We start from the raw sequence: 25,651 nt of genomic DNA, 5'->3' as shown, positions 1-25,651 counted from the left end.
TTTCAGGTAAATAAACCACATTTTGATTTAGGTTTCGCGTCAACAATGTAGGGGCGTTCGCGAAGCGTGCTGGAAGCATCAGCATTCGGATGATAGTCTTAGGTAAAAACCGATAATTAATTGTCCGAATGCTTCGCCCTGACTGTGGTCTAAAGACATGAAAACTGCTGTAAATCAAAACCGGGTTTCTTGCAGTAAGTCCTAGCTATTTAGTTTCACTTTAGTTTCATTATTTGAAGCTAAACATACAAATGTTTTGGCAATTGGTAACAAAAGATAAATATTAACCTATTGCCAATCTACAAATTCCCACCCAACTCAAACCCAATTCAAACTTAGTGCAACTACTAGGCATTCAATTAACAGTAACTCGGAGGTTTTGATGGTCTTTCTATTACCTGGTGTCAAATTCGATTTGGACCTGATCAAAAAGTATGACACCCGCGCACCCAGATACACTAGCTACCCACCCGCTACAGAATTAACTGAAACATTTACCGCCCAAGACTTTGAAAGAGCCATCATTAATTCTAATCAACGTCAAACGCCCCTATCTTTATATTTCCACATTCCTTTTTGCCAGAGTGCTTGTTATTTCTGTGGCTGTAATACGGTGATTTCTGGCAATAAGAATATTGCCAAACCTTATCTACAAAATTTAGCGCAGGAAATCCAAAATACCAGCGAATTAATAGATACCAGCCGCAAAGTTTTGCAAATTCACTGGGGTGGTGGAACACCAAATTATTTGGAAATGCAGCAAGTTGAATTTTTGTGGGATAAGATTAATCGTTATTTCACTATTGATGAAAATGCAGAAGTTTCTATTGAAATTAACCCCCGTTATATCAGTAGAGAATATATTCTATTTCTCAGAAATATTGGCTTTAATCGCATTAGTTTTGGTATCCAAGACTTTAACCCAGAAGTACAAAAAGCCGTTAACCGTATCCAACCAGAAAAAATGCTGTTTGAGGCAATGGATTGGATTAGAGAGGCTAATTTCGCTAGTGTAAATGTAGATTTAATTTATGGTTTACCCTACCAAAATCTACATACTTTTAGAGAAACTGTCACAAAGACAATTGCTCTAGATCCTGATCGAGTTGTGGTGTTTAATTTTGCCTATGTACCTTGGATGAAACCTGTACAAAAAAGAATTGATCCGGCTACATTACCCGGCGCTCAGGAAAAGTTAGATATCCTGAAAATGACCATTGAAGAATTAACAAATAACGAGTATTTGTTTATCGGTATGGATCATTTTGCGAAAACTAATAATGAATTAGCGATCGCTCAACAAAATGGTACTCTCAAACGCAACTTCCAAGGTTATACAACTCACGCAGAAACCGAACTTTTTGGTTTTGGTTCTACATCTATTAGTATGTTAGAAGATGCCTATGCTCAAAACCATAAAGGTTTAAAGGACTATTATCAAGCTGTAACAGCAGGTATTCTTCCCACCAGTAAAGGCATTAAATTAACCCAAGATGATATCATCAGACGGGATGTAATTATGTCTATTATGTCTCACTTCCAGTTACATAAATCAGACATTGAAAAGAAATATCACATCAATTTTGATGGATATTTTGCCCAGGAACTAGAAGAATTAAAACCTCTGGAAGATGATGGACTGGTCAATTTATTAGCCGACGAAATCCAAATTACCGATACTGGTAGATTATTGGTGAGAAATATCGCCGTTAATTTTGATACTCATAGCAGAATTAAAGAAACAAAATTCTCTCGTGCTATTTGAGTATGGTGATTGGTAATTGGTAATTGGTAATTGGTAATTGGTAATTGGTAATTGGTGATTGGTAATTTGTAATTCGTTAAATACCCTAATTATCTAATAATTGGGGTATATTTTTATGTTGATGGCATTAACAGGAATTAACAATTATGATAGCTTGAATCCTTTATCTACAACTTTTGATTTAAATAAATATATCAACAGGTAGAAAAAATTATCTTTCAATACTAATAAATTTGATACAGTATAAACTATAGAGGTAATCGGCAATGATTAATATTATTGCTTGGATAATTTTAGGACTATTAGCTGGTGCGCTTGCCAAAGCTGTTTATCCTGGTCATCAAGGCGGTGGCATTGTCTCAACAATAATTTTAGGTATTGTAGGTGCTTTTATCGGTGGAACTTTATTTACACTCCTCCGCACTGGTACTCTACAATTTGCGTCTGCAACTTTAAGTATTCCCGGTCTTTTGGTGGCAATAATTGGCGCGATACTTGCGATTTATTTATGGACGCTATTCCAAAGAAGTAGCCGAGCCTAAATTCAATTTTAGATTTTGGATTTTAGATTTTAGATTTTAGATTTTGGATTTTGGATTCGGGATTCGGGATTTTGGATTTTGGATTTTAGATTTTGGGTTTTGAAGTTGGAAATTTGAATTAATTGTTTGGAAATTTGAATTAATTGTATTGTATGTTTTTTCACAAAAAAGAACCGATTCATTTTGTCAAAGTTGATGAACCTAACCCCCGCTTTGCTCAATTACTTCTAGAGCAATTTGGCGGTGCAACTGGAGAACTCACAGCCGCTTTGCAATATTGGGTGCAATCTTTTCATGTAGAAAATCCTGGTATTCGGGATATGCTCCAAGATATTGCCATTGAAGAATTTGGTCATTTAGAAATGGTTGGTAAACTCATAGAATCTCATACAAAAAATACCGACCAAACCGAAGTTTACAACAGCACTCTTTTTGCTATTCGCGGAATAGGACCTCATTTTCTTGATAGTCAAGGTCATGCTTGGACTGCAAATTACTTGAATGAAGGTGGTGATGTAGTTCGAGATTTACGGGCGAATATTGCCGCAGAAGCTGGCGCAAGGCAAACTTATGAGGAGTTAATTAAACTGGCAACCGATCAAGGAACTAAAAATACTTTAGTGCATTTGTTAACAAGAGAAATTTCGCATACCCAAATGTTTATGAAAGCTTTGGATTCTTTGGGTAAGTTGACTGATCCTATGTTTGGTAATATTCAACCAGATGAAACTGTTTCTCTTTATTACAACTTATCTACAAATGGAACTGAGCCAGATCAACGAGGTCCTTGGAACTCTGAACCAACATTTAATTATGTGGCTAATCCTTTAGAACGTCGAGCTTAATAAATAGTCGAGTTTTCGTAGGTTGGGTTAAGCGATAGCGCAACCCAACAAAAGCCTATCAATGTTGGGTTTCCTAACGTCAACCCAACCTACATAATTCTATTTTTTGGGCTTAACCGAAAAGTATTGACTCTGAACCAACATTTAATTATGTGGCTAATCCTTTAGAACGTCGAGCTTAATAAATAGTTGGCAAATTGTAATTTAGAGCAGGAGTCAGGAGTCAGGAGTCGTAGGGGCGAAGCATTGGGGCGACTAATGATAAATTTTTGTCCAAGGCTATTTTCCGAATGCTGATGCTTCCAGCACGCTTCGCGAACGCCCGTACAGGAATCAGGAGTCAGGATAAAGACTTAGTTTTTCTCACCCAATCACCAGTCCCCAATCACCAGTCCCCAATCACCAGCGATGCACTGAGCTTGTCGAAGTGTCCCCAATCACCAGTCACCTCTCACCTCTCACCTACTGACTTTGCTATTACCCCTAACTGCAAACCAGGGGGAAAAGTCCCTTCTTCTTTAATCCGCTTTATTTCCCCTTCGCTAATTTGCAAATTTAACTCTTGTGCTAAACACTTGACAGTATCTCCCCTATCAATCACACCAGCTACCGCACCTGCGGGAGAAAGTACGGTGATTTGGGGTAGCTGCTCGTTTTCTAGTTTGTTGATAACGTCTGCTAAAGAAGTTGATTCGCTGACAGTGGGTATTGTGTTCAGAGGATGAACAATAGTTTGCAAAGTTTCAGTTTCCCACTGACTTCTTTCCGTGATCCGCAAATCATCAATTTTCACTAAACCCCGATAACGTCCATCCGATGCAGCAAAATATGTATGTGCAATGTGTGATGTATGGGGAAAAGATGTATCTAAAAGATATAAATCCGCAAACTCCCGTAATGTTTTATTTGCGTCAACTACGCGAAAATCACGAGTCATTGCGTCAACCGCTTGGAGTTTAATCAGAGTTTCTTGCAGGGTGGTAACATTGTCATAGGTATTAGCGTTACGAATTGCAAACCAACCTAATAATACAATCCACAAACCTGTTACCAATTCCTGGGTAAAGAAATCTAGAGCAAATCCGCAAGCGATCGCACAATAACCTAAAATTTGTCCAGACTTAGCCGCCCAATGTACTGCTTGAAAGCGATCGCCTGTAATTTTCCACAGTGCTGCTTTTAATACCTGTCCCCCATCCAAAGGTAAACCAGGAATCAAATTAAATAAAGCCACAACCAAGTTAATTCTTGCTAAATCCCTGACCATAACATTTAATAATGTAGTATCAGGAATCACTTGATAACCTAGAGTTAACAACAAAAACAGGATAATACTTACCGCAGGACCAGCGATCGCCACTTGAAAAGCTTTACCTGGAGTTTTTGACTCTTCCTCTATCGCTGCAATACCACCAAAGAAAAACAGCGTAATGGAATTAACTTTAATTCCTTGGGACTGCGCCACTAAACTATGCCCCAACTCATGCAACAGCACAGAAGTAAATAACAGCAGTGCCATTACCAGTCCTGCACTCCAAGCTGTGACAGTTCCCCATCCTTGGTAAGCAACCCCAAAATTTAAAGTTGCCAACCCAACAATTACAAACCATAGGGAGTCCAAAAACAGAGGAATGCCAAATAAAGATCCAATTTGCCAATTTTTTTGCATTACATCAATTTATTTATATATTTCTTATATTTCTCACCATAGCAGAAGGCAGGGGAAGTAGGGCAGGTAGGGGAGGTAGAAGTTATTAATTATCAATTATCAATTATCAATTATCAATTATCAATTATCAATTATCAATTATCAATTATCAATTATCAATTTTCCATTGTCTCATAGTCCCCAGTCCCCAGTCACCAGTCCCCAGACATAAAAAAGCGGTAAGTAAGTTAATGTTTACCTACCGCCGAATTTTTAAGTTACTCTCTAGTAAAAGAGCATTAAATTAAACTTATAAACGACCGATGTTAGTCAGTCCTAAAACAATACCAATACCAATTACATGACCAAAAGCCATTGCACCGATAAAACCTGCTACACTTACGGGAAGTAAAGGCATTTGGGGTCCTACTTTGGGCGCTTTACTTGCCAAACTGAGTAAAAGTACCACCAAACAACTGGCACTGATAATAATACCAACTGTAGGACTCCACTCAGGTGTAGCGGGTACGGATGCTGCTGCTAATAAAATAGATGATAACAAGATGTATTCTCCTATTATGAAAAATGAATCCAAACCTACAAAATTATAGAATTAGCTAGGACAAAGCAAAAGTTTTTCCTTTAAATTAATGTACTTTTGTAATTATTTTTAATTTCCCCCGTCATTTATTAAACTTATCTCACACTTAAATGCGAGTTAAAATTTGCGGAATTACTCAACCACAGCAGTCTTTAGCTATAGCTAACTTAGGTGCAACCGCACTAGGATTTATTTGTGTGCCAACTTCACCACGCTACGTTACCATAGAACAGATACAAGCAGCAGTAGCACCACTACCAGATCATATTGATAAAATTGGTGTTTTTGCCAACAGCAGCATTTTACAAATTAGTGAGACTGTACAAACATCTAACTTAACGGGTGTACAGTTGCACGGAGATGAAACACCAGAATTTTGTGATCAATTACGTCAAATTTTACCAAACATAGAAATTATTAAAGCTTTGCGAGTGAGAAATTTACAACAACTAGAAACCACAGCTAACTATATTGACTATGTAGATACTTTACTATTAGATGCTTACCATCCCCAACAATTAGGAGGAACAGGAAAAACATTAGATTGGGAAATGTTACAAGCTTATAAACCTAGTCGTCCTTGGTTTTTAGCAGGAGGACTAACACCAGATAATATTTTAACAGCTTTAAGTCAAATTCATCCCGATGGAATTGATTTATCTAGTGGTGTAGAACGTTCACCAGGAGATAAAGATTTAGATAAAGTAGAGTTATTATTTGCTAGGTTAAAGTCTGTGTGAGTATTCAGCTATCAGTAATCAGTAATCAGTTTACTGAAAGCTGATAAATGAATGATTTTGTCAGCATCAGGACACCCTTCGGGAAATCAAAAGTCAAAAATTAAAAATTAAAAATTAAAAATCCGCGTTCATCTGCGTTCAAATTTTGTCATAATCAGGTGGTTATCGAGTTTCGACTACGCTCAACTACCGCGACTTGTACTGAGCGGTTAGTGAGCGCAGTCGAACTATGTCGAAGTAAGTCGAGATAATATCCAGGATTTAAGGATAGATTACATCAGGTTTTATACTAGTTGTTTTTTGTATTTGATTTGTCGTATATTGAGAATAGGCGATCGCTCAAATCTTGAGGTAGTGATAAAATAGAAAAATCAGGACAAAAATCAGGACAAAAATAAAGACAACAGTGTTTAATTTGGTTCTTCAGTACATAGTATGCCAAACTATTAATTAAACATCAAAAATGTGTTTAAAAATAAAGGCAAAAAGCCATATCCCATGAAAAATACCTAAAATGTTAATAAATAATGCCCGTATTTATTATACCATAAGGGTTTTATGGTTTTTGTGAACGCAATCTAGCATAATATGTAATGAAGACCCTTTAATTTTTAGCTTAGGAGTTAATGATGGAAACAATTACTATTAATGTTGAGCATGAAGTAGCGAAAGCTTATCGAGAAGCAGAAGTTAACAAACAACAAAAACTCAGTCTCAATGTGACCGATGGAGTGACTTAATGCCGCTCATCACTTGGGAGTTATGGCTGGCTCGTGATATCGTCAATGATCATCCCCTCCCGTGGCAGAAACAAATCACTAAACTTACCCCTGGAAGGGTTGCACAAGCGATGCCTGGGATTTTAGTCAGGGTTTCCACTCCTGCCCAACCGCCAAAACCACGGGGTAAATCTCCCGGCTGGAAGACCGGACAGAACAGACAACGTAGAATTCGCTATCCTATCGTTAAAAAGCGTACTTCACCTTCACGTAAAGCCCAGCCAAAAACTGCTTGATTTCTCATTTTTTGAATTTTTTACTTTGCTTTTTTTCAACTCAGCTTCCCTGAGTCATTTTGTGTTTTTAGTCTAAAGTTCAGTAGTTATACTTAAACGTAGTCTAAAACCTCATAAAACATCAACTACTCATCCCTACACCTAGCGAGAGAGTGTAGAAGAGGCAGGGGAGCAGAGAGCAGAGAGCAGGGAAAATTATTTGTATTTTCCCAGTCCCCAGTCACCAATCACCAGTCCCCAGTCACCAATCACCAAAAAATAAGATAATTGTTTTTTTCTAAAGTATTGTTACCAGAGCGTGATATGATTCAACTGACTGAATGTGCAGTCACCCTATTTAGCTGTACTGGTTTCAAGTCCCGTGAGCTTGTCAGAAGAACAAATTGTACCCACTCCGACAACAGAACAAGATACTCAAGCTAGTTCTGAAGAAAAACAGCCAGCAAGCTCCTCCATGCAGGAGTTTTATCAACTCTATCAAGAGTTGTTGGTAATCACGCTTGTGTTAACAGGGGTCATTTTCATCTCTGTTTGGGTTTCCTATTCCCTCAACATTGCTCTAAATTATTTATTAGGGGCGTGTGCAGGTGTGCTTTACTTGAGGATGTTGGCCAAAGATGTAGAGCGATTAGGTACAGAGAAACAAAAGCTGAGTAAAACCAGGTTAGCTTTATTAGTCATCCTGATTTTGTTAGCATCAAAGTTGAAACAACTGGAAATCATGCCCATATTCTTGGGATTTCTCACCTATAAAGCCACACTCATCATCTATGTAGTTAGAGTGGCGTTTATATCTGACTCCACAAAGCTCCGGCAACCTTAAAACGCTCTGTTTCTCCAGTAAGATGAGAGAAGCGATCCCACTAACAAGAAAATGCTGAATTTTCTGAACTTTTACTCCCTTCCATTGGCAGAATTGGAAGTGGGTAAACATCTGTACTGGCAAATAGGCAACTTAAAGCTACATGGACAGGTGTTTCTCACCTCCTGGTTTGTAATTGGCGTATTAACACTGGTTTCCATCTTGGCAAGCAGCAACGTTAAACGCATTCCTAGCGGCATTCAAAACTTGATGGAATTTGCCCTAGAATTTATTCGGGACTTAGCAAAAAACCAGATCGGCGAAAAAGAATATCGCCCCTGGGTGCCATTTATCGGCACATTGTTTTTGTTTATTTTCGTGTCTAACTGGTCAGGGGCATTAGTTCCATTTAAACTAATTCATTTGCCAGAAGGTGAACTGGCCGCTCCCACCAGCGACATTAACACAACAGTTGCCTTAGCACTGTTAACTTCATTAGCTTACTTCTATGCTGGATTCAGCAAGAAAGGCTTAGGGTACTTCGGCAACTATGTGCAACCAGTTTCCTTCATGTTGCCCTTCAAAATTATTGAAGATTTCACCAAGCCTCTTTCCCTAAGCTTCCGTTTATTCGGTAATATCTTAGCTGATGAATTGGTCGTAGGCGTGCTAGTGTTGCTAGTGCCTCTATTTGTACCATTGCCAGTAATGGCCTTGGGATTATTCACAAGTGCTATTCAAGCCCTAATTTTTGCCACCCTCGCCGCCGCCTATATTGGTGAAGCGATGGAAGATCATCATGGCGAAGAGCATGAGGGACATCACTAAACCCCTCAGATGACAAAAGTCAGTCATGAGGTGACAGGTGACAGGTGACAGGTGACAGTTATGAGGTGACAGGTGATGGGTGACAGGTGACAGAAAGTAGTCAACAGTCAACCGAGAGCAGTCAACCAAAAAACAACATCTGATCGCTGAAAGCTGATAACTGATAGCTGACTACTAAACAACTCTACAAGTTCAACAACTAACCACTGTATAAAGTAAGGAAAGAATATCATGGATCCATTAGTTTCTGCTGCTTCCGTATTAGCTGCTGCTCTCGCTGTTGGTTTGGCTGCAATCGGCCCTGGTATTGGTCAAGGTAACGCAGCAGGACAAGCTGTGGAAGGTATTGCTCGTCAGCCTGAAGCAGAAGGTAAAATTCGCGGTACATTGTTGCTCAGTTTGGCGTTCATGGAAGCGTTAACCATCTACGGTCTAGTAGTTGCTCTCGTACTGTTGTTTGCTAACCCCTTCGCATAATTAGTACACAGTCTGAGTACACAGTCTGAGTGCTGAGTGACAAAAATTAGGAGTTAGGAGTTAGGAGTTAGGAGTTGAATTAATGACTCACTAACTCATAACTCATAACATCCACCAATCATAACTCAGGACTACAATCATAGATAGGAACAAGCAACGATGACACACTGGATCACCTTATTGGCAGTAGAAGAAGTTGCCAAAGAAGGGGGCTTGTTTGACTTAGATGCGACTTTGCCCTTGATGGCAATCCAGTTTCTAGTTTTAGCCCTGATATTGAATGCAACTCTCTATAAACCATTGGGTAAAGCCATTGATGGACGTAATGAATATGTCCGTAACAATCAATTGGATGCCCAAGAACGCTTGTCAAAAGCGGAAAAGTTAGCCGAGCAGTATGAACAAGAACTAGCCGGCGCAAGAAGACAAGCACAAGCGATTATTGCCCAAGCTCAAGCAGAAGCGCAAAAAACAGCGGCCCAGAAAATAGCTGCCGCGCAGCAAGAAGCCCAAGCACAAAGAGAAAAAGCAGCTGGTGAAATTGAGCAGCAAAAACAACAAGCTTTAGCTTCCTTAGAAGCTCAGGTAGATGCCCTCAGTCGCCAAATACTAGAGAAGCTGTTAGGTGCTGACTTAATAGGCCAACGCTAACTCGCAGAATTGTCACTATTCATAGGGAATAGGGAATAGGGAATAGGGAATAGGAGGAATATCAATCAAAAAGTCTTGCCTTTTGCCTTTTGCCTCTTGCCTCTTGCCTTCTGAAACTGACAATAGATTTTGAATTTGGCAGCGCAGTTGTGGATAGAAAATCATGGGGACTTTTGTACTATTGATGGCGGAAGCAGCCGCCGTCGGAGGTGAACTGGCAGAGGGAGCAGAACATAGTGGTTTTGGTCTAAATACTAATATTTTAGAGACCAACCTAATTAACCTTGCCATTATTATTACTGTACTGTTTGTTTTCGGACGTAAGGTTTTGGGTAATACCCTCAAATCTCGTCGAGAAAATATTGAAACAGCAATTAAGAGTGCAGAGCAAAGAGCAGCGTCAGCTGCAAAGCAATTGCAAGAAGCGCAACAAAAGCTAACGCAAGCTCAAGCTGAAGCTACCAGAATTAAAGCTGATGCAGAAGTAAGTGCAAAAACTGCTGGTGAGGCTATTTTGGTTCAAGCTGCTGCTGACATTGAGAAAATGCAAGCTGCTGGTGCGGCTGACTTGAATGCAGAACTAGAGCGTGTAATTTCTCAATTGCGTCAAAAAGTAGTAGCTCAAGCACTGCAAAAGGCGGAAGCTGAACTCAAGACTGGCATTGCTGAGGATGCTCAAAAAACTATTATTGACCGTAGCATCGCTCAATTGGGAGGTTAGAAACCATGAAAAGTAATGCAGCTACAGCAGAAGTAGCCCAGCCTTATGCACAGGCTTTGTTATCCGTTGCTCAAGCAAATAATTTGACAGAAGAGTTTGGTGCAGATGCACGGACTCTAGTTAGTTTGATTTCTGGTTCTGGGGAATTGCAAAACTTTTTGGATAACCCCTTTATTCAACCAGAAAACAAAAAGAATTTCCTCAAACAATTGTTAGGGGAAGGTGTTAACCCCTATCTGAGAAATTTCATTTTGCTGTTGGTTGATAGAAGACGAATTTCTTTTCTAGAGCCAATTTTACAGCAGTATGTAAACCTGTTACGGGAATTGAATCAAACGGTTTTAGCAGAAGTAACTTCTGCTGTTCCTTTGACAGATGCACAACTGCAAACAGTGAAAGAAAAGGTTCTTTCTATTACCAAAGCACGGGAAGTAGAAATTGAAACCAAAATCGACACCGATTTAATTGGTGGTGTGGTGATCAAAGTCGGTTCTCAAGTTATTGATGCCAGCTTACGTGGTCAACTACGTCGCCTTTCTTTGCGCTTAACTAATGGTTAGGTAATGGGTAATGGGTAATGGGTAATGGGTAATTAATCATATTCTTCCCAGTCACCAGTCACCAATCACCAATCACCGTTTACCAAAAACTTCTTTTGTCTTGAAAGAACACTGAACAATAGGCATAATGAGCATTTCAATTAGACCTGACGAAATCAGCAGCATTATCCAACAACAAATCGAGCAATATGACAAGGAAGTCAAAGTTGCTAATGTTGGTACTGTACTGCAAGTTGGTGATGGTATTGCCCGGATCTATGGCTTAGAAAAAGCTATGGCTGGGGAACTCCTAGAATTTGAAGATGGTACTGTTGGTATCGCCCAAAACTTAGAAGAAGATAACGTTGGTGCGGTATTGATGGGTGAAGGCCGCAATATCCAAGAAGGCAGCACCGTTACCGCTACTGGTAGAATTGCTCAAGTAGCTGTAGGTGATGCTTTAATCGGTCGTGTTGTTGACGCTTTGGGTCGCGCTATTGATGGTAAGGGCGAAATCAAAACTGGCGAAAGTCGTTTGATTGAATCCCCAGCCCCCGGTATTATTGCACGTCGTTCTGTACATGAACCCATGCAAACTGGTATTACCGCTATTGACTCGATGATTCCCGTAGGTCGGGGTCAGCGTGAGTTGATTATCGGAGACCGCCAAACCGGTAAAACTGCGATCGCTATTGACACCATCATTAACCAAAAAGGTGAAGATGTAGTTTGTGTATACGTAGCCGTTGGTCAAAAAGCTTCCACCGTTGCTAACGTTGTCCAAACTTTACAAGAAAAAGGCGCGATGGACTACACCGTAGTTGTCGCCGCTAACGCCAGTGACCCTGCAACTTTACAATTCTTAGCTCCCTACACAGGCGCTTCTATTGCTGAATACTTCATGTATAAAGGCAAAGCGACCCTGATTGTTTATGATGATTTGTCTAAGCAAGCTCAGGCTTATCGTCAGATGTCCTTGTTGTTACGTCGTCCACCCGGACGGGAAGCGTACCCTGGAGACGTATTCTACATTCACTCTCGCTTGTTGGAACGTGCTGCTAAACTCAGCGATGAATTAGGTAAAGGTAGTATGACTGCATTACCTATCATTGAAACCCAAGCTGGTGACGTATCCGCTTACATTCCTACCAACGTAATTTCTATTACTGACGGTCAGATTTTCTTATCTTCTGACTTGTTCAACTCTGGTATCCGTCCTGCGGTTAACCCCGGTATCTCCGTATCCCGTGTAGGTTCTGCGGCACAAACCAAGGCGATGAAGAAGGTAGCAGGTAAGATTAAACTGGAATTGGCTCAGTTTGACGACTTACAAGCGTTCGCGCAATTTGCTTCTGACTTAGATAAAGCTACTCAAGATCAGTTAGCTCGTGGTGTACGTTTACGGGAATTGTTGAAACAGCCCCAAAACGATCCTCTATCTGTAGCTGAACAAGTAGCGATTCTCTACGCTGGTATTAACGGTTATTTAGATGACATTGCTGTAAACCAAGTTACCAGCTTTGTTAGAGGTTTCCGTGAATACTTGAAGACTGGTAAGAACTCCTACTACTCAGCAGTACAAGGCAGCAAAGTATTGGGAGATGCTGAAGAAGCAGCCCTCAAAGAAGCTTTAGCTGATTACAAGAAGACCTTTTTAGCTACAGCGTAACAATTTTGGATTTTGGATTTTGGATTTTGGATTAAATCTAAAATCTGAAATCTGAAATCTAAAATCTAAAATCTAAGATCTAAAATCGGATTATGCCTAATCTCAAAGCAATACGCGATCGCATTCAGTCGGTCAAAAACACCAAAAAAATTACCGAAGCTATGCGGCTAGTGGCTGCGGCGAGAGTACGTCGCGCTCAAGAGCAGGTAATTGCCACCCGTCCCTTTGCTGACCGTTTGGCACAAGTATTATTTGGTTTACAAACTCGCTTAAAGTTTGAAGATGTAGACCTACCACTACTGAAAAAACGGGAAGTTAAATCTGTTGGTTTGTTGGTAGTTTCCGGTGATAGAGGTCTGTGTGGCGGTTACAATGCTAACGTGATCCGTCGTGCAGAAAACCGCGCTAAGGAACTCAAAGCGGAAGGTTTAGATGTAACTTTTGTGATCGTGGGTCGCAAAGCTACTCAATACTTCCAACGTCGTGGTTACAAAATTGATGCTAACTACACTGGTTTAGAACAAATTCCTACAGCAGCAGAAGCTACTAATATTGCTGATGAGTTGCTTTCTTTGTTCTTGTCAGAAAAGGTAGACAGAATTGAGTTAATTTATACTCGCTTCGTGTCTTTGGTGAGTTCTCGTCCTGTTGTGCAAACTTTGTTACCTTTGGATACTCAAGGTTTGGAAACCGCAGATGATGAAGTTTTCCGCTTAACTACTCGTGGTGGTCAGTTCCAAGTGGAACGGGAAAAGGTAGCTAGTACAGTTCGCGCTTTACCCCGTGACATGATTTTTGAACAAGACCCTGTACAAATTTTAGATTCTTTGTTGCCTTTATATCTGAGCAATCAGTTATTAAGAGCTTTACAAGAGTCCGCAGCTAGTGAACTTGCTGCACGGATGACTGCGATGAGTAATGCTAGTGATAATGCTGGTCAACTCATTAGCACTTTGACTCTTTCTTATAATAAGGCGCGTCAAGCTGCTATTACTCAGGAACTTCTGGAAGTTGTGGGTGGTGCGGAAGCACTTAGTTAATTTGGTAGTTGGTGATGGGTGATGGGTAATTGAATTGGTAAGATTATTATTTATCACCTATTGCCGATTACTTGATGAAGTTTAAGAAGGAATGAACCACGAAGATTTATCAGACCCAAAATGCACACTTTTTCAGGTACACCCTTCAAAATCCTGGCATCTTTTTCTTTTTTATTAGCCTCAAACCTTTAATATATCTAGCTTTTGTCTTTATTCAGTAACCGCTAACTACCTTGTCACCCGTTAAGGAATAGCGGGCAAGATGCCACAAGAAATTTTTAGACATTGGGAAATTTTGTATTTTTTATAATCCAAAATCTAAAATCCAAAATCTAAAATCGGATCATCTTCTCAAAACTAACTGAAAGGAATTTAAATATCCGGTAATAGTTTTTTCTAATGTGGAACGCTGTTTTCTAGAAACTATTGCCATGACTTGATATAATCTTCCTTCAGCAACATACATCCTATTTGTAGTTACTTTACCAGCCGAATCTATATACTGAATTTCTTTACCTGGATGACTGTTGGAACTGCGAATATTACGTTCACTAATTAAATTGCTTTGTGTTGCTTTTAAGGTATTTTCTTTGACTTGATTCAATATTTGTTGTGGGCTAGTCATCTTAGCATAGCTGTAAGGAAATTCATTGTAAGTGACTAAATATGCAACTTCCTGTTCCGGTGGTTGGGCTACAAATATATTTAATTTTATTTCTCCCATGTAGGTTTTTTGAATTTGAGTTTTCGTGTTTGGTCTGACTGGCATTAAAACTTGAAAACTCTTATCTGGGGGAGTAAATATTTTCCATTGTGACTGCACTACTTCGGGAACATTTGGTTTTTTGTGAGTAGCTATAGGTTGGGATTTACTTACCTCGGCAGAAATAAACCCACTATAAACAAAAGTGGCAGTAATGAAAGGTATTAAAAATTCAATATTCAATTTCATATTCATAATTTGTAGCCCTCGCAGATGCGGTTTTTATTGTTGCTGCTATTTATAACCTAAAAGCAGATAAAGCCGCACCTATTAATCCTACTTGTTGGTTAAGGATTATATGCACCGGTATTTCTTCGAGGAGGGAACGCATTCTGCCTTTTTGGGTGAAATTTAACATAAAACTCCCATTTTGCATCAAGGGCAGAATTTTCGGGGCAATGCCTCCAGCAATATATAATCCTCCGTAGGGTAAGAGTTTTAAGGCTAAGTTGCCGGCTTCTGCACCGTAAGCTTCGACGAACATTTGTATGGTTTGTTCTGATAGGCGATCGCGTTTTTCTAAAGCTGCACTACCAATAGCAGCACCAGGATCAACGGTTTTTTCTGCTTTTCCGGCTTCTTGTTCCCAGCTTCTGACTATTTGGGCTATTTCTGGGTTTTCTGTGTCTATTTGTCTATCTCTTAAAAATTGGTAAATGGAAGTGATCCCTAAACCGGAAACTACTCTTTCTACAGATGCACGTTGAATATCATGTTTAGACAATAAATATTTCAACAGTTGAAATTCTAATTCATTGCGGGGGGCAAAATCTGCGTGGCCACCTTCGGAGGGAAAAACTTGATATTGGTTTCCTTTTTTGATTAAAAAACCTTGTCCTAAACCTGTTCCTGCACCAATAACCGCCATCGGTGCATCAGGTTGATATTTACCAACTTGTAAGGTGACTAAATCTTGTGTGGTTAAACCAAAAATACCATAACCGACGGCTGCAAAGTCATTAATTAGGGAAATTGCCGGAATATTTAATTGTTTTGCTAATCTTTCCGTGTCTAAAAACCAAGCTAAATTAGTGAGTTTAGCGGTGTTTTGTACTACGGGTCCGGCGATCGCAAAACAAGCTTTTTCTGGTGTAGATGTATTGCCTGTTGATAGATTCGCTGCGGCTAAAAATTTTTGGACAATTGGCACTAAATCAGGAAAATCTCCACTGCGGTAACTTTCCTCATACAAGGTTTTTAAACCTAATGAGTTTGAAGACTCTACCAGGCGTAAAATTGTTTTCGTGCCACCGATATCTCCCGCTAATAGTAATGTCATAAAATTTATCAGTTAGTTTGTTAGTTTGTTGGTTTGTGTGTGACTTGTACTTTAATTATTTACCTATCAGTAAACAGTATTGATATTTTTCAGGTTTACTTCCAAATAATTGCTCGAAATCAAATATTCTGACTCCTGACTCCGGTTGGTGAGCGAAGCGATGCACTGAGCGCGCTCGAAGTGTCGAACCAGTGACTCCTGACTTATACAAATCTTACTACTTCCTCTACTGTAGTTAAATGGGAAGTATCTCCTTTTAGTTCTAGCAACCATTGTGATTCTTGACGCACCACTTTTACTAAAGAACATAATGTAGCTTTAACTTCTGCTTTAGCTATATCCCCCACAAATCCCATTGCCGCACCTAACACAGAAGCCCCATGTGCTACTAACAGAATATCATCTGGCCAAAATTCTGCTGCTAAACATCTAGCGGTTTGTGCAGAACGATATCTCACTTGTTCATGGGTTTCGGGATATTTTGCTGCTATCTGGGGTGTGTAGCCTGTGTCTATTCTAGGAAATAATGCTTTTAATTCTGGGGTTGAGAGTCTTTCTGGTTCTTCTGTCATCCATGCGGGATTTAACCACTCACTTAAACCTGTTTCTAGTCTAATCTCTAATTCTAATGCTTCGGCGACTGCGTTGGCGGTTTGCACTGTTCGCAAAAAAGGAGATGCGAAAATATGTTTGATTTTTTCGCCTTTGAGTCTTTTTGCTAGTTGTTGTGCTTGGATCATGCCATCATCTGATAATGGTGGATCATAGCGTTTTTCGGCTGTGAGAAACCAGTCAGGGTTTACAAAATCAAGGCGGTTGGCGTGTCTGGCGATCCAAATAATTTGACTCATGGGGCAAATTTTACAGGTATCAATGCTTGTATTTTGGGTATGTTTTAAATATTAGGGCATAATTGTTATGTTTTGTGATCTTGAAGATGATTTTGTTTTTTTAATGAACCACGTTATGCGAAGCATTTCCCGAAGGGTAGACGCGAAGGACACGAAGAGAAGAGGGAAGTGAAGAAGGAAGTGATTTTTTGTAATATCAACCACTAATTTATCTCTTCTCATAGTTGGCTTACCTGATAAAATTTGTGGATCTGAATGAATGTATTTTCCCCAGTTCATGATTTAAACCATCCCTGATTTTCGGTAATTTCATTTCTTTAATTTTATCTCACGTTTCTCACTAAAAAATTATCATGTCCACAACTTTTTTGAAAACGTCTTAAAATCTCTGTACTACAAATTCCGGGGGTACCATCTTTAGAATAATAAAAAAATACTTCTTATAAAAATCTACCATAATCAGAACAAACAGGATCTATCCCATTAACATTCCATTTTTTGTTAGCAGTAATAAAAGTAGACTTTAAATCTTTAATCGTAGTGCAAAAAGGTTTCTCTGGACTTTTATAATCTGAAGGAATAACTAGAGAATATTTTAAATTTCTACTTAATGTCAGATATTCTATAGGTTTTTTACCCGTACAAATTCCATGTTTTTGCCATTGATGATCAAAAAGTCGATCATTGGGAAATAAACCTCTAAACTTTTGCTTAACTAATGGTGGTAATTTTTCTGTAGAACAGTTAGCAGGATAACCTTGTTGATATTGTGGCCAAAGTCCATGTAAAACAAAACCGTATTTTTTCCCTGTTCCCAACTCATTTCTTTAACTCGTTTGGCCATGGTGTCTGCACCGATATAAGTCCCTAAAGTTTTTGTCCAACTTGTGGCCATGCGCCATCTGACTGTGGGTAAACTACTTTGTGTGGCAGTGGATGTAGTTTTTCTAGCACAGGCTGTTGTCAGTACGGCTGTTGCAGTGGCGATCGCCCCAGTGTTGATAATTAGCTTGATAATTAGCGGGCAAGATGCCCGCACCACAAGAAATATTTGTATATTTTTTGTATTTGAAATTCCCTAAGATTTTCACTATTTTCAATTTTCAATCATGGCGAAATTGTGCCATAAAACGCCGATCTATACAGTCTTTCCAGTGCCACAATAAGTGATGAGGTGGTAAGGTGAAATTTCCTCTTGTAGCTAAGGCACGCCCATCACCAGTACCAATTAAACTTAAATACTCTTTTTGTGGTTTGTAGGGTTTTAGCGATTTATTTAAAATCAATCTTCGCAAATTTTCATACAGTGGTTTACCTTGACGCACCGCAAATACACCTGCTTTTGGTAGGTGATAATTAATCATTGTGGCAATATCACCTGCTGCAAAAATCTGTGGATGACTAATAGATTGCAAATTATCATTTACTAAAATAAACCCTTTTTCATCCGTAGCAATTCCTGAATCTTTGACCCAATTTGCTGCTGAGGCTTGTGTTACCCAAAATACTTGATTACATTTTAATTTTAACCCAGATTCCGATGTAATTTCTAATTGATTATCTCTTGTAGGTGCAACTTCACAGACATTTTCACCTAAATGTAATTTTACACCTTTATTAATTACAACATCCCGCATAATTCCCCGTACAGATGGGTGATGATTTGGCATTAATTCCCCAGTACGCTGAAATAAATGTACTGTTAAATTTTCTATTCCTAATTTCTGTAAACCTGCCAACATTGATAACGCTAATTCTACACCTCCAGCACCACCACCAACCACACCAATACTTAACTGTTTTTGAGGATTTTCAGCAACCATATTTTGTAATTTATACCAATGTTCTAAAAATTGTTTAACTGGTTTAGCAGCAATTGTATATTCTGCCGCACCTGATACAGACAATTTAGCGGGAGTGCTGCCAATATCAAGAGATAGAATATCAAAATTTACCACAGTTCCGTTAGCACAAAAAACCTGATTATTTTCTAAATCCAAACCAACTACTTGATCAAGATATAACTGAGCATTAGCAAATTTGCTTAAATTTGGCAAGTCAATATGACAGTGAGAATAATTGTAAAATCCGGCAATATGTCCTGGTAACATCCCAGAGTAGGGTGTATATTGATCTGAAGTAATTAAAGTCAAATTTACTCCAGCCACAGGTTGATTACCAAAAAGTTTCAAAACAATGGCATGACTATGGCCACCACCTATCAAAACTAGGTTTTTTAGGTTTTTTAGGCTTGGTTGAGAATTTTGCTGCATCTGGAAACTGCAATAAACTGCAATAAACTGCAATAAATCTCATCAGGGATTCAATATCAATATAATCATGATTCCCATCGGTTGGTGAGGAATCATCCACTCATAGCCAATTTTTTTAAATATCCCAGTAACTCAAGATTATTTTTATGTATTTTGGTAAGAAAAATCATCCATTGGATGCTGGCAATTCAGAAGGAGGTAAAGAATAATCAAAGCGATAACTCTCATCAAGATTATTTAATGAAACTTCTACAACGACTGGAGAATAATACAATAGAAACCAGTTTATCTGCAATTAATGAATTGGAACGTTTGGCGCAAGATAATCCACAATTTCACTGGATAATTATGGATATGCTGACTAATTTTGTCAGAGAGAAAACAGCTAATCTACCCCCAGAAGAAGTAATTAGCGATTCCTTGGTAGACAAACGGATACTGATTCAATCAGCTATGATTGTAATTGGTAAAAGAGACGTAAAACAAGACCCAGAAAATGAGCAGATTGATTTAAGTTACACAGATTTAAGGGGACTAAACTTACAAGGTATAAACTTAGCACACACTAACCTTTATCAAGTTAATTTATCACAAGCAAATCTGGTTGGTGCTAACCTAGAGGGTGCTATTCTCAGTGCAGCAAATCTAGCTGGTGCAAATCTTACTAATGCTAACTTACATCGAGCTAATTTATATTTAGCGAGTTTAAAAGATGCAATTTTGGATGATGCTATCCTGGAGGGAGCAAATCTACGAGAAGCGAAGTTTACTATTTAATAGACCATATATACGCGAAAACTTCTGTTTTAAGGGGTAAAAAGGAAAGGGTAAGGAAAAAATCTTTACCTTTTTTTGTGTGAAATAAAATTTTACATATCTAAAAATTGCGGCTAAATGCTATACTGTTTTCTTCTATCATCTCCGTAATAACTCATTATTGTGAAGCATCTTTCTAGTATGTCTGCTAAAAAGACAGATGCAACATTGCATTGGTTGATCACTATCATCGTTATTGTGCTTCTGTCATTGATACTGATTGTCTTCGCATCTACTAATATTGACAAGTTATCACTTCAACAGCAAATATCTCAAAAAAATCAAGCATTAACTACTATTGCTATAGTTTTTCTGGGTGTAGCTGTCATAGTTAATGTTTATTATGCAGCCAAAAGAACTCAAGCAATAGAAAAAAATGCAATTACATCTGAGAAAAATCTAGCAATTAGTCTTGAAAATACCAAACTTCTTCAAGAAAGACTGATTGCAGAACGTTTTATTGGCAGTATTTCCCAGTTAGGACATGACAAGGTAGAAACGCGCACAGGAGCTATTTATGCTTTAGAAAGAATTGCCCAAGATTTTCCCCAAGAACATTGGACAATTATGCAAGTTCTCACTGCGTTTGTCCGCGAAAATGCACCCATACAACTAGAGAGGAAAGTACAAAAACCAGAAGATTTCATGACTATTGATTTCGGAAACAATCGTGATCGGATACGCCGACAACAGCAAGCAAATTATTCTCTACCATTAGAATCTTGGAAACTGCGTACTGATATTCAAGCAGCTTTGACTGTGATCGGGAGACGCAATTTTCAACATGATCGAGAAAATCAAAAATTAGATTTACGTAATACCGATATCAGACGAGTTGATTTAGCAGGAGCTAAACTCCAAGGGGTAGACTTACGGGGATCTGATGTGTGTGGTGCAGATTTGCGAAATGCGGATTTAAGTGAGGCGGTTTTGGATGGTGCTAAACTCATCGGTTCTATTCTTTATCAAGCTAACTTATTTAAGGCTAGTTTGCGGGGAGCTAATTTGAGTCGTTCTAATCTCAATCTTGCCAATTTATATGGAGTCAACTTGAGTTCCGCTAATTTGTTTGGTGCAAGTTTGCGTTCAGTTAATTTGCAATCTGCCAACTTGTATAAAGCTAATTTGCAACAAGCTAATCTCAAGGCTGCTAATTTATCAGGTGCTAAGTTATTTTTAGCTAATTTGCAAGGTGCGAAATTAGGGAAAACTAATTTACGTTTAGCAGGGTTAATTGCTGCAAATCTTAATGGTGCAAATCTTAATGGTGCAAATTTACAAGGTGCAAATTTGAATGCTGCAAAATTACAGCAAACAGATATTTATTTTGCTAACCTTAGTGCAGCTAGTTTAACAGAAGCCGATTTAAATCACGCTAATTTGATGGGTGCTAATCTTTCTCAAGCAATACTTGATGAAGCTAATCTTTCTGAAGCTAATCTCATCGGTGCTAATTTATTAGGCGCTCAACTTGATGATGTTAAACTGACTGGGGCGATTTTAAATGGTGCTAAAAACCTGAAATCTGAACAGATCATTAACGCAGTGGGCGATCACACTACTCGCCTTCCTGATTATATCGAAGCGCCAGCTAATTGGCGAGAATCTGTTTAATTCTCTAATTAATTATCTAAAACTGTCTTTTTTGCTACTTTCGGTGCATTCTACCTGTTGATGATTTTTATATTTATTGTTATTAATTCATCATATTTATCTAGTTTTAAGTTATTAAATTATGACTTATTTTTTGTGAGCAAAGCTTGATTTTAAAACCATGAATTCGTAATCAAATTAGCTTTTTATCTGAGAGGATTCATAGTATTTTTTAACCAAGGGGAATAACTGTAAGTTTTAACGTTGTTTCAAACTTTTATCTGACAAAGTTTGAAAAATAAAGTTGGAAAAATTCAGACTGCGAAAAAAAGATTATTATTTTAAGGATAAAAGTCTGATGACGTTGAATAATACTAACTCTTTTTCCTCCCGTCAGGAAATCAACATTACACCTGTTTACTCAGGTGATGCTTTTGCAACTCCCATTGACAATAGTTTAAGTTGGAGTAATCGTAGTAGCTTACCAAAAGATGCAAATATTCAGTCTCATGTGACTGCAAACAGCTATAACTCTCAAAATGGTTATGGTTTAGTCAATGCAGGAAAAGCAGTGAGTAAAGCAGTTGGTGTAACCCCCTATCCAGATGCTCCAAAATTGGGTGGAAATAATTGGGGTGCAGACATGGTAAATGCTCCCACAGCTTGGCAAAATGGACATACAGGAAAAGGTGTCATTGTTGCGGTTTTAGATACAGGCATTGACTATAATCACGAAGATTTGAAAAACAATATTTGGACAAATACCAAAGAAATTACTGGTAATGGAATAGACGATGATGGTAATGGTTATGTTGATGATGTTTTAGGTTGGAATTTTAATAGTAACAACAATAATGTTTTAGATAATAATGGACACGGAACTCATGTTTCGGGAACTATTGCCGCCGAAAATAACGGTATTGGTGTAACTGGAATTGCCTATAATTCTCAAATTATGGCAGTTAAAGTTTTAGATGAAAATGGCTCAGGTTCTTATGCAAATATCGCTAATGGTATCCGTTACGCTGTAGATAATGGTGCTAATGTTATTAACCTCAGTTTAGGAGGAAATTCTGGTAATAATACTCTCAAATCAGCTATTGAATATGCGGGCAGTAAAGGTGTAATTGTGGTGATGGCCGCAGGTAATAATGGCGATGCTACACCATCTTATCCTGCTCGTTATGCTGATAAGTCAGGTATTGCTGTGGGGGCGGTAGATCAAAATAATCAACTCACTGATTTTTCTAATCGTTCTGGTTCTCAAGAAATTAAATATGTGACTGCTCCAGGTAAGGAGGTTTATTCTACAATTCCTGATAATAAATATGCTAGTTATAGCGGTACTTCTATGGCCGCTCCCCACGTTGCTGGTGTAGTAGCTTTGATGCTGAGTGCTAACCCGAATTTAACAGAAAGTCAAGTGCGGGAAATTATCATCAGTACGGCGGAAAATGGTACAAATCCCCAACAACCACAACCTTCAAATCCTTCGCCTTCTCTACCTTCTTTCTTTCCGCCTTTAGATTCTTTTTTTCCTATTGATATGATTGATATTGGTTCTCAATTTCCTACTGATATTGGCAATATTGGTGGTAGTTTTCCCTTACCTTTTCAATCAGAATCAACTCAATTACCGTCGGTTGTTGTATCTATTAGTAATGAAGATTTAGGGTTACGGTTTGGTGATTATAATGCCAAAACTCCCAATTTAGAAACCCTTAATTACTACAGTGAGAGCAAAGATAGATGGGAATTACGGGACTATGATATGAATCTAGAAAATATGGATATTTGGAGTTTAGACTATATTTAGTTTTACCTATTGTACTTCTCACATTAGTCTAAACCTTAATAGACCTCTCCGAAAAAGATGTAGGGACAATTCATGAATTGTCCCTACGAATGGGTTTCAGGTTACGCATATTTAATTTTCGGAGATGTCTAATAATTACCCCACCCGCGCTATCGCACACCCTCCCCTTGGTAAGGGGAGAAGTGTGTACCTCATGTAACCCAAATCTATGGTTTTTAAAACCATGAATTTAAGTTTATCTATTTATGTCTAAAGTATGATATTGTCGAAGGTTGAGCAATTTTCGCTACTGCCATTTAATTTTTCTGAATTCCATAACACAAGCGACCAACTAACCATTGTGAAGTTTGATTTTTATCGTCAGTATTTTTTGCTCTTTCAGCTTTCATAGTTTCTGTTCTAATTTTCAAAGCCATAAAAAACTCTTCTAAATTATGCGTTTTTGAACCATCTTGTTCATTGCTTCTAGTTTGCCAATCCCATTCTTTCCACCAAGTAGGAATTTGTAGGTTTTCCGTCAAAATATCAAATTGTAGTTTATAAATACCAGGTTCAGGGAATTTATGAGGTTGGATGACAGCAGTAAAATTTAATTTATTTTCTTGAGGAATAATTTGCCAATCTTTAAATTCAATGGGACTATTTACTGCTGAAATAGCATCAACTGCTGTAAAATTTTTAGCGAACTTATCAAACTTTTCGGCTTTAACTTGTGCTTTCAAGGAATTAGGATCAACAAATAAACTATATTCCGACGGTGCTATGTCCACACTATAATTAATTGTTAAACTATCTTGTTGACGAGAATCTATTTGTAATAGTTCATAGTTACCTTGATTAACTTTACTAGCTGCAACTCCATCCTTAACTAAAGATAGAGTTCTTGTTATACCTTTAGGTGTTGTTGGTAGTGTTTCTAATTTAGATACTTGCTCAATGATATGATCAGGATGGAAAATCATTAACTTACTAATATCGCTATTAGCTAATGATTGATTAGAGTTATATTTTTGTAATTCACCAAAATAATATTTCACATCCTGGTAGGGTCCAATGAACAAAACATAAAATGGTCTGAGCTTTTCTGGTTGTTTACCAGAATTATAATCAAAAGTTTGAAGTTGATTATTTTTATCTATATAAACCTTACCATTAAATTCACTTTTAACAGCCCAAATACCGACAGCATAATCTTTTTTATCAGAATTAAAATAAATATCTTGGATTTTTTTATTTAATTTAGTTACATCACCGCTATTTTGTTCTAAATCGGTAATTATTACCGTCATTTTTGGCTGGTTTTTGACTGAGGGAATAATAGCAGCATCTATGGGACTAGAGACTGCTTTAAATTTAGCGTTACTGCCATCATAAAAAACAGAAGTTGCCCCAAAACTATAATATTCACTACTTGTAATCTTCTGCATGGGATTAGCAATACGATAATATTCAACTGGTAATTTCCCTGTTAATTCAAATACTGTTCTGAGAGATTTTAAAGCTTTAGTGTAGTTAGTTTCCCCATCTTTGACATAGCCTAACATCGAACCACTGCCATCTAGATAAATAGCCACATTCAGATTATCTGACTTACTAGCTGTTTGATTATTGACAGAATTAACACTGGGAATATCACATCTTAACTCTTCTTTTTTGTTGCAAGCAACTAAAAAAACTGCAATTAATACTAAAAAAGCCCATTTTATACGCATCATGTCATTTTTCTCCATTATTCAATATCAATATTTTGTTGGTTTGTTGCCAAAAATTAATACTTATTAAGTAATTTTACGGCTTCTTGTGTTGACATTCTTAGAATAATATGATTGTATAACAAATACTACTAATGTTAAATCTAAACAAAAAAACAAACTTCTAGATCAGTAGGAATTATAAGGAGGCCTAATGAATCCGTGGGAGATTATCAGAATCATTATATTTACTGTGATCGGTGCTGTACTGATGTTTTTGGGGCAGCGTCTCATATATGAAAATCAAATTATACCCATTCAAAAAGTCCCTTTGGATACATGGCTTGCTGCTGACTATACCACAGCTGCACTGATTATGTTCGGTGTTTGTCTGTTTTCCACAATTTTTTGGTGTGTGTTGGGAGCAATGAGTAAGTCTGGCGGTAGTAGCCGGGGTAAATGGTTGTTAATTTGGTTTTTGTTAGGACTGCTACCTTTACTCACCATTGCTTTTACAGTCTTTTACATCAATCGCAGCGATGAAGCGCAATTTTCATTAATGTGTTTTTTCTTGTTTGATGCTATCTGGTTGTATTGGTTAAATACCGCTACCAGTTCTCCTGAAACCGTCAAATACATTCCCCCTGGAGCTTTTTTTATCCGTCATAAACTAATGGGAGATTAAC

The 25,651-nt window shown here is 38.0% G+C and carries 26 protein-coding genes; 18 read left to right on the top strand and 8 right to left on the bottom strand.

Annotated features, from left to right (window positions below; genetic code table 11):
* The first annotated feature begins 382 nt into the window (after positions 1-382).
* The 3 genes from hemN (at position 383) to PN497_RS12330 (ending at position 3,152) form a co-directional block, all read left to right on the top strand.
* Entirely contained in the window at positions 383-1,765 is a 1,383-nt protein-coding gene (gene hemN / locus PN497_RS12340; protein ID WP_096572344.1) for an oxygen-independent coproporphyrinogen III oxidase, read from the top strand.
* 269 nt (positions 1,766-2,034) lie between these two features.
* Positions 2,035-2,307: a GlsB/YeaQ/YmgE family stress response membrane protein gene (locus tag PN497_RS12335; protein WP_096572890.1), complete on the top strand. Its 273-nt coding sequence runs from the start codon at positions 2,035-2,037 to the stop codon at positions 2,305-2,307.
* Positions 2,308-2,459: 152 nt separating this feature from the next.
* Complete coding sequence (locus PN497_RS12330; protein WP_096572345.1) at positions 2,460-3,152, top strand: manganese catalase family protein; 693 nt, start codon at positions 2,460-2,462, stop codon at positions 3,150-3,152.
* A 451-nt stretch (positions 3,153-3,603) separates the two neighbouring features.
* On the opposite strand, the gene PN497_RS12325 is transcribed toward PN497_RS12330, so the two are convergent.
* Complete coding sequence (locus PN497_RS12325; RefSeq protein WP_096572346.1) at positions 3,604-4,821, bottom strand: site-2 protease family protein; 1,218 nt, start codon at positions 4,819-4,821, stop codon at positions 3,604-3,606.
* Positions 4,822-5,110: 289 nt separating this feature from the next.
* A complete protein-coding gene (gene psaK, locus PN497_RS12320) occupies positions 5,111-5,362 on the bottom strand; it encodes a photosystem I reaction center subunit PsaK (RefSeq protein WP_096572347.1) in 252 nt (83 codons plus the stop codon).
* Between the two features lie 149 nt (positions 5,363-5,511).
* Here psaK and PN497_RS12315 point away from each other — a divergent pair, with 149 nt between their 5' ends.
* From PN497_RS12315 to PN497_RS12270, 10 genes are all read left to right on the top strand, one after another.
* The gene (locus tag PN497_RS12315) at positions 5,512-6,141 is read left to right on the top strand and encodes a phosphoribosylanthranilate isomerase (RefSeq protein WP_096572348.1); all 630 of its coding nucleotides are present in this window, start codon (positions 5,512-5,514) and stop codon (positions 6,139-6,141) included.
* A gap of 739 nt (positions 6,142-6,880) precedes the next feature.
* On the top strand, positions 6,881-7,156 hold the full coding sequence (locus PN497_RS12310; RefSeq protein WP_272110271.1) for a hypothetical protein: 276 nt from the start codon (positions 6,881-6,883) through the stop codon (positions 7,154-7,156).
* A 361-nt stretch (positions 7,157-7,517) separates the two neighbouring features.
* Positions 7,518-7,979: an ATP synthase subunit I gene (locus PN497_RS12305; protein ID WP_096572891.1), complete on the top strand. Its 462-nt coding sequence runs from the start codon at positions 7,518-7,520 to the stop codon at positions 7,977-7,979.
* 51 nt (positions 7,980-8,030) lie between these two features.
* Positions 8,031-8,786: a F0F1 ATP synthase subunit A gene (gene atpB / locus PN497_RS12300; RefSeq protein ID WP_096572349.1), complete on the top strand. Its 756-nt coding sequence runs from the start codon at positions 8,031-8,033 to the stop codon at positions 8,784-8,786.
* Between the two features lie 231 nt (positions 8,787-9,017).
* Positions 9,018-9,263: an ATP synthase F0 subunit C gene (gene atpE / locus PN497_RS12295; protein ID WP_010994186.1), complete on the top strand. Its 246-nt coding sequence runs from the start codon at positions 9,018-9,020 to the stop codon at positions 9,261-9,263.
* A gap of 159 nt (positions 9,264-9,422) precedes the next feature.
* Positions 9,423-9,914: a F0F1 ATP synthase subunit B' gene (locus PN497_RS12290; protein WP_096572350.1), complete on the top strand. Its 492-nt coding sequence runs from the start codon at positions 9,423-9,425 to the stop codon at positions 9,912-9,914.
* Between the two features lie 163 nt (positions 9,915-10,077).
* Positions 10,078-10,635, top strand: coding sequence for a F0F1 ATP synthase subunit B (locus PN497_RS12285; protein ID WP_096572351.1), 558 nt, complete (start codon positions 10,078-10,080; stop codon positions 10,633-10,635).
* 5 nt (positions 10,636-10,640) lie between these two features.
* Complete coding sequence (gene atpH / locus PN497_RS12280; RefSeq protein ID WP_096572352.1) at positions 10,641-11,195, top strand: ATP synthase F1 subunit delta; 555 nt, start codon at positions 10,641-10,643, stop codon at positions 11,193-11,195.
* A 127-nt stretch (positions 11,196-11,322) separates the two neighbouring features.
* Positions 11,323-12,843, top strand: coding sequence for a F0F1 ATP synthase subunit alpha (gene atpA / locus PN497_RS12275; RefSeq protein WP_096572353.1), 1,521 nt, complete (start codon positions 11,323-11,325; stop codon positions 12,841-12,843).
* 92 nt (positions 12,844-12,935) lie between these two features.
* Positions 12,936-13,883: a F0F1 ATP synthase subunit gamma gene (locus PN497_RS12270; protein WP_096572354.1), complete on the top strand. Its 948-nt coding sequence runs from the start codon at positions 12,936-12,938 to the stop codon at positions 13,881-13,883.
* A 343-nt stretch (positions 13,884-14,226) separates the two neighbouring features.
* On the opposite strand, the gene PN497_RS12265 is transcribed toward PN497_RS12270, so the two are convergent.
* The 4 genes from PN497_RS12265 to PN497_RS12250 all read right to left on the bottom strand — a co-directional run bounded on the left by PN497_RS12265 (position 14,227) and on the right by PN497_RS12250 (position 17,594).
* The gene (locus tag PN497_RS12265) at positions 14,227-14,835 is read right to left on the bottom strand and encodes a hypothetical protein (RefSeq protein WP_409349328.1); all 609 of its coding nucleotides are present in this window, start codon (positions 14,833-14,835) and stop codon (positions 14,227-14,229) included.
* Positions 14,836-14,884: 49 nt separating this feature from the next.
* The gene (locus tag PN497_RS12260; RefSeq protein ID WP_096572355.1) at positions 14,885-15,925 is read right to left on the bottom strand and encodes a glucokinase; all 1,041 of its coding nucleotides are present in this window, start codon (positions 15,923-15,925) and stop codon (positions 14,885-14,887) included.
* Positions 15,926-16,128: 203 nt separating this feature from the next.
* Positions 16,129-16,776, bottom strand: a complete 648-nt coding sequence (locus PN497_RS12255; RefSeq protein ID WP_096572356.1) for a histidine phosphatase family protein — start codon at positions 16,774-16,776, stop codon at positions 16,129-16,131.
* A 440-nt stretch (positions 16,777-17,216) separates the two neighbouring features.
* Positions 17,217-17,594, bottom strand: a complete 378-nt coding sequence (locus tag PN497_RS12250) for a ribonuclease T2 family protein (protein ID WP_242052592.1) — start codon at positions 17,592-17,594, stop codon at positions 17,217-17,219.
* Between the two features lie 75 nt (positions 17,595-17,669).
* On the opposite strand from PN497_RS12250, the gene PN497_RS12245 reads away from it, so the two are divergent.
* The gene (locus tag PN497_RS12245; protein ID WP_162501827.1) at positions 17,670-17,858 is read left to right on the top strand and encodes a hypothetical protein; all 189 of its coding nucleotides are present in this window, start codon (positions 17,670-17,672) and stop codon (positions 17,856-17,858) included.
* A 21-nt stretch (positions 17,859-17,879) separates the two neighbouring features.
* Here PN497_RS12245 and PN497_RS12240 read toward each other — a convergent pair whose 3' ends face one another.
* Positions 17,880-19,049 (bottom strand): FAD-dependent oxidoreductase, encoded by a 1,170-nt coding sequence (locus tag PN497_RS12240; protein WP_096572357.1) that lies wholly within the window; start codon positions 19,047-19,049, stop codon positions 17,880-17,882.
* Positions 19,050-19,226: 177 nt separating this feature from the next.
* On the opposite strand from PN497_RS12240, the gene PN497_RS12235 reads away from it, so the two are divergent.
* From PN497_RS12235 to PN497_RS12225, 3 genes are all read left to right on the top strand, one after another.
* Positions 19,227-19,826, top strand: a complete 600-nt coding sequence (locus PN497_RS12235) for a pentapeptide repeat-containing protein (RefSeq protein WP_096572358.1) — start codon at positions 19,227-19,229, stop codon at positions 19,824-19,826.
* Between the two features lie 180 nt (positions 19,827-20,006).
* Entirely contained in the window at positions 20,007-21,479 is a 1,473-nt protein-coding gene (locus tag PN497_RS12230) for a pentapeptide repeat-containing protein (RefSeq protein WP_096572359.1), read from the top strand.
* Between the two features lie 337 nt (positions 21,480-21,816).
* Entirely contained in the window at positions 21,817-23,274 is a 1,458-nt protein-coding gene (locus PN497_RS12225) for a S8 family peptidase (protein WP_096572360.1), read from the top strand.
* A 296-nt stretch (positions 23,275-23,570) separates the two neighbouring features.
* Here the strand turns inward: PN497_RS12225 and PN497_RS12220 are convergent, their stop codons facing one another.
* Positions 23,571-24,989: a hypothetical protein gene (locus PN497_RS12220; protein WP_096572361.1), complete on the bottom strand. Its 1,419-nt coding sequence runs from the start codon at positions 24,987-24,989 to the stop codon at positions 23,571-23,573.
* A gap of 190 nt (positions 24,990-25,179) precedes the next feature.
* Between PN497_RS12220 and PN497_RS12215 the strand changes: the two genes are divergently transcribed.
* Positions 25,180-25,650 carry a hypothetical protein gene (locus tag PN497_RS12215; protein ID WP_096572362.1) on the top strand — a complete coding sequence of 157 codons (471 nt, stop codon included), beginning with the start codon at positions 25,180-25,182 and terminating at the stop codon, positions 25,648-25,650.
* The last annotated feature ends 1 nt before the right edge of the window (position 25,651 follow it).

The organism is Sphaerospermopsis kisseleviana CS-549, from assembly GCF_028329225.1.
Lineage (GTDB): Bacteria > Cyanobacteriota > Cyanobacteriia > Cyanobacteriales > Nostocaceae > Sphaerospermopsis > Sphaerospermopsis kisseleviana.
The sequence above is the reverse complement of the archived record's forward strand: the minus strand, read 5'-3'. Positions and strand labels throughout refer to the sequence as shown.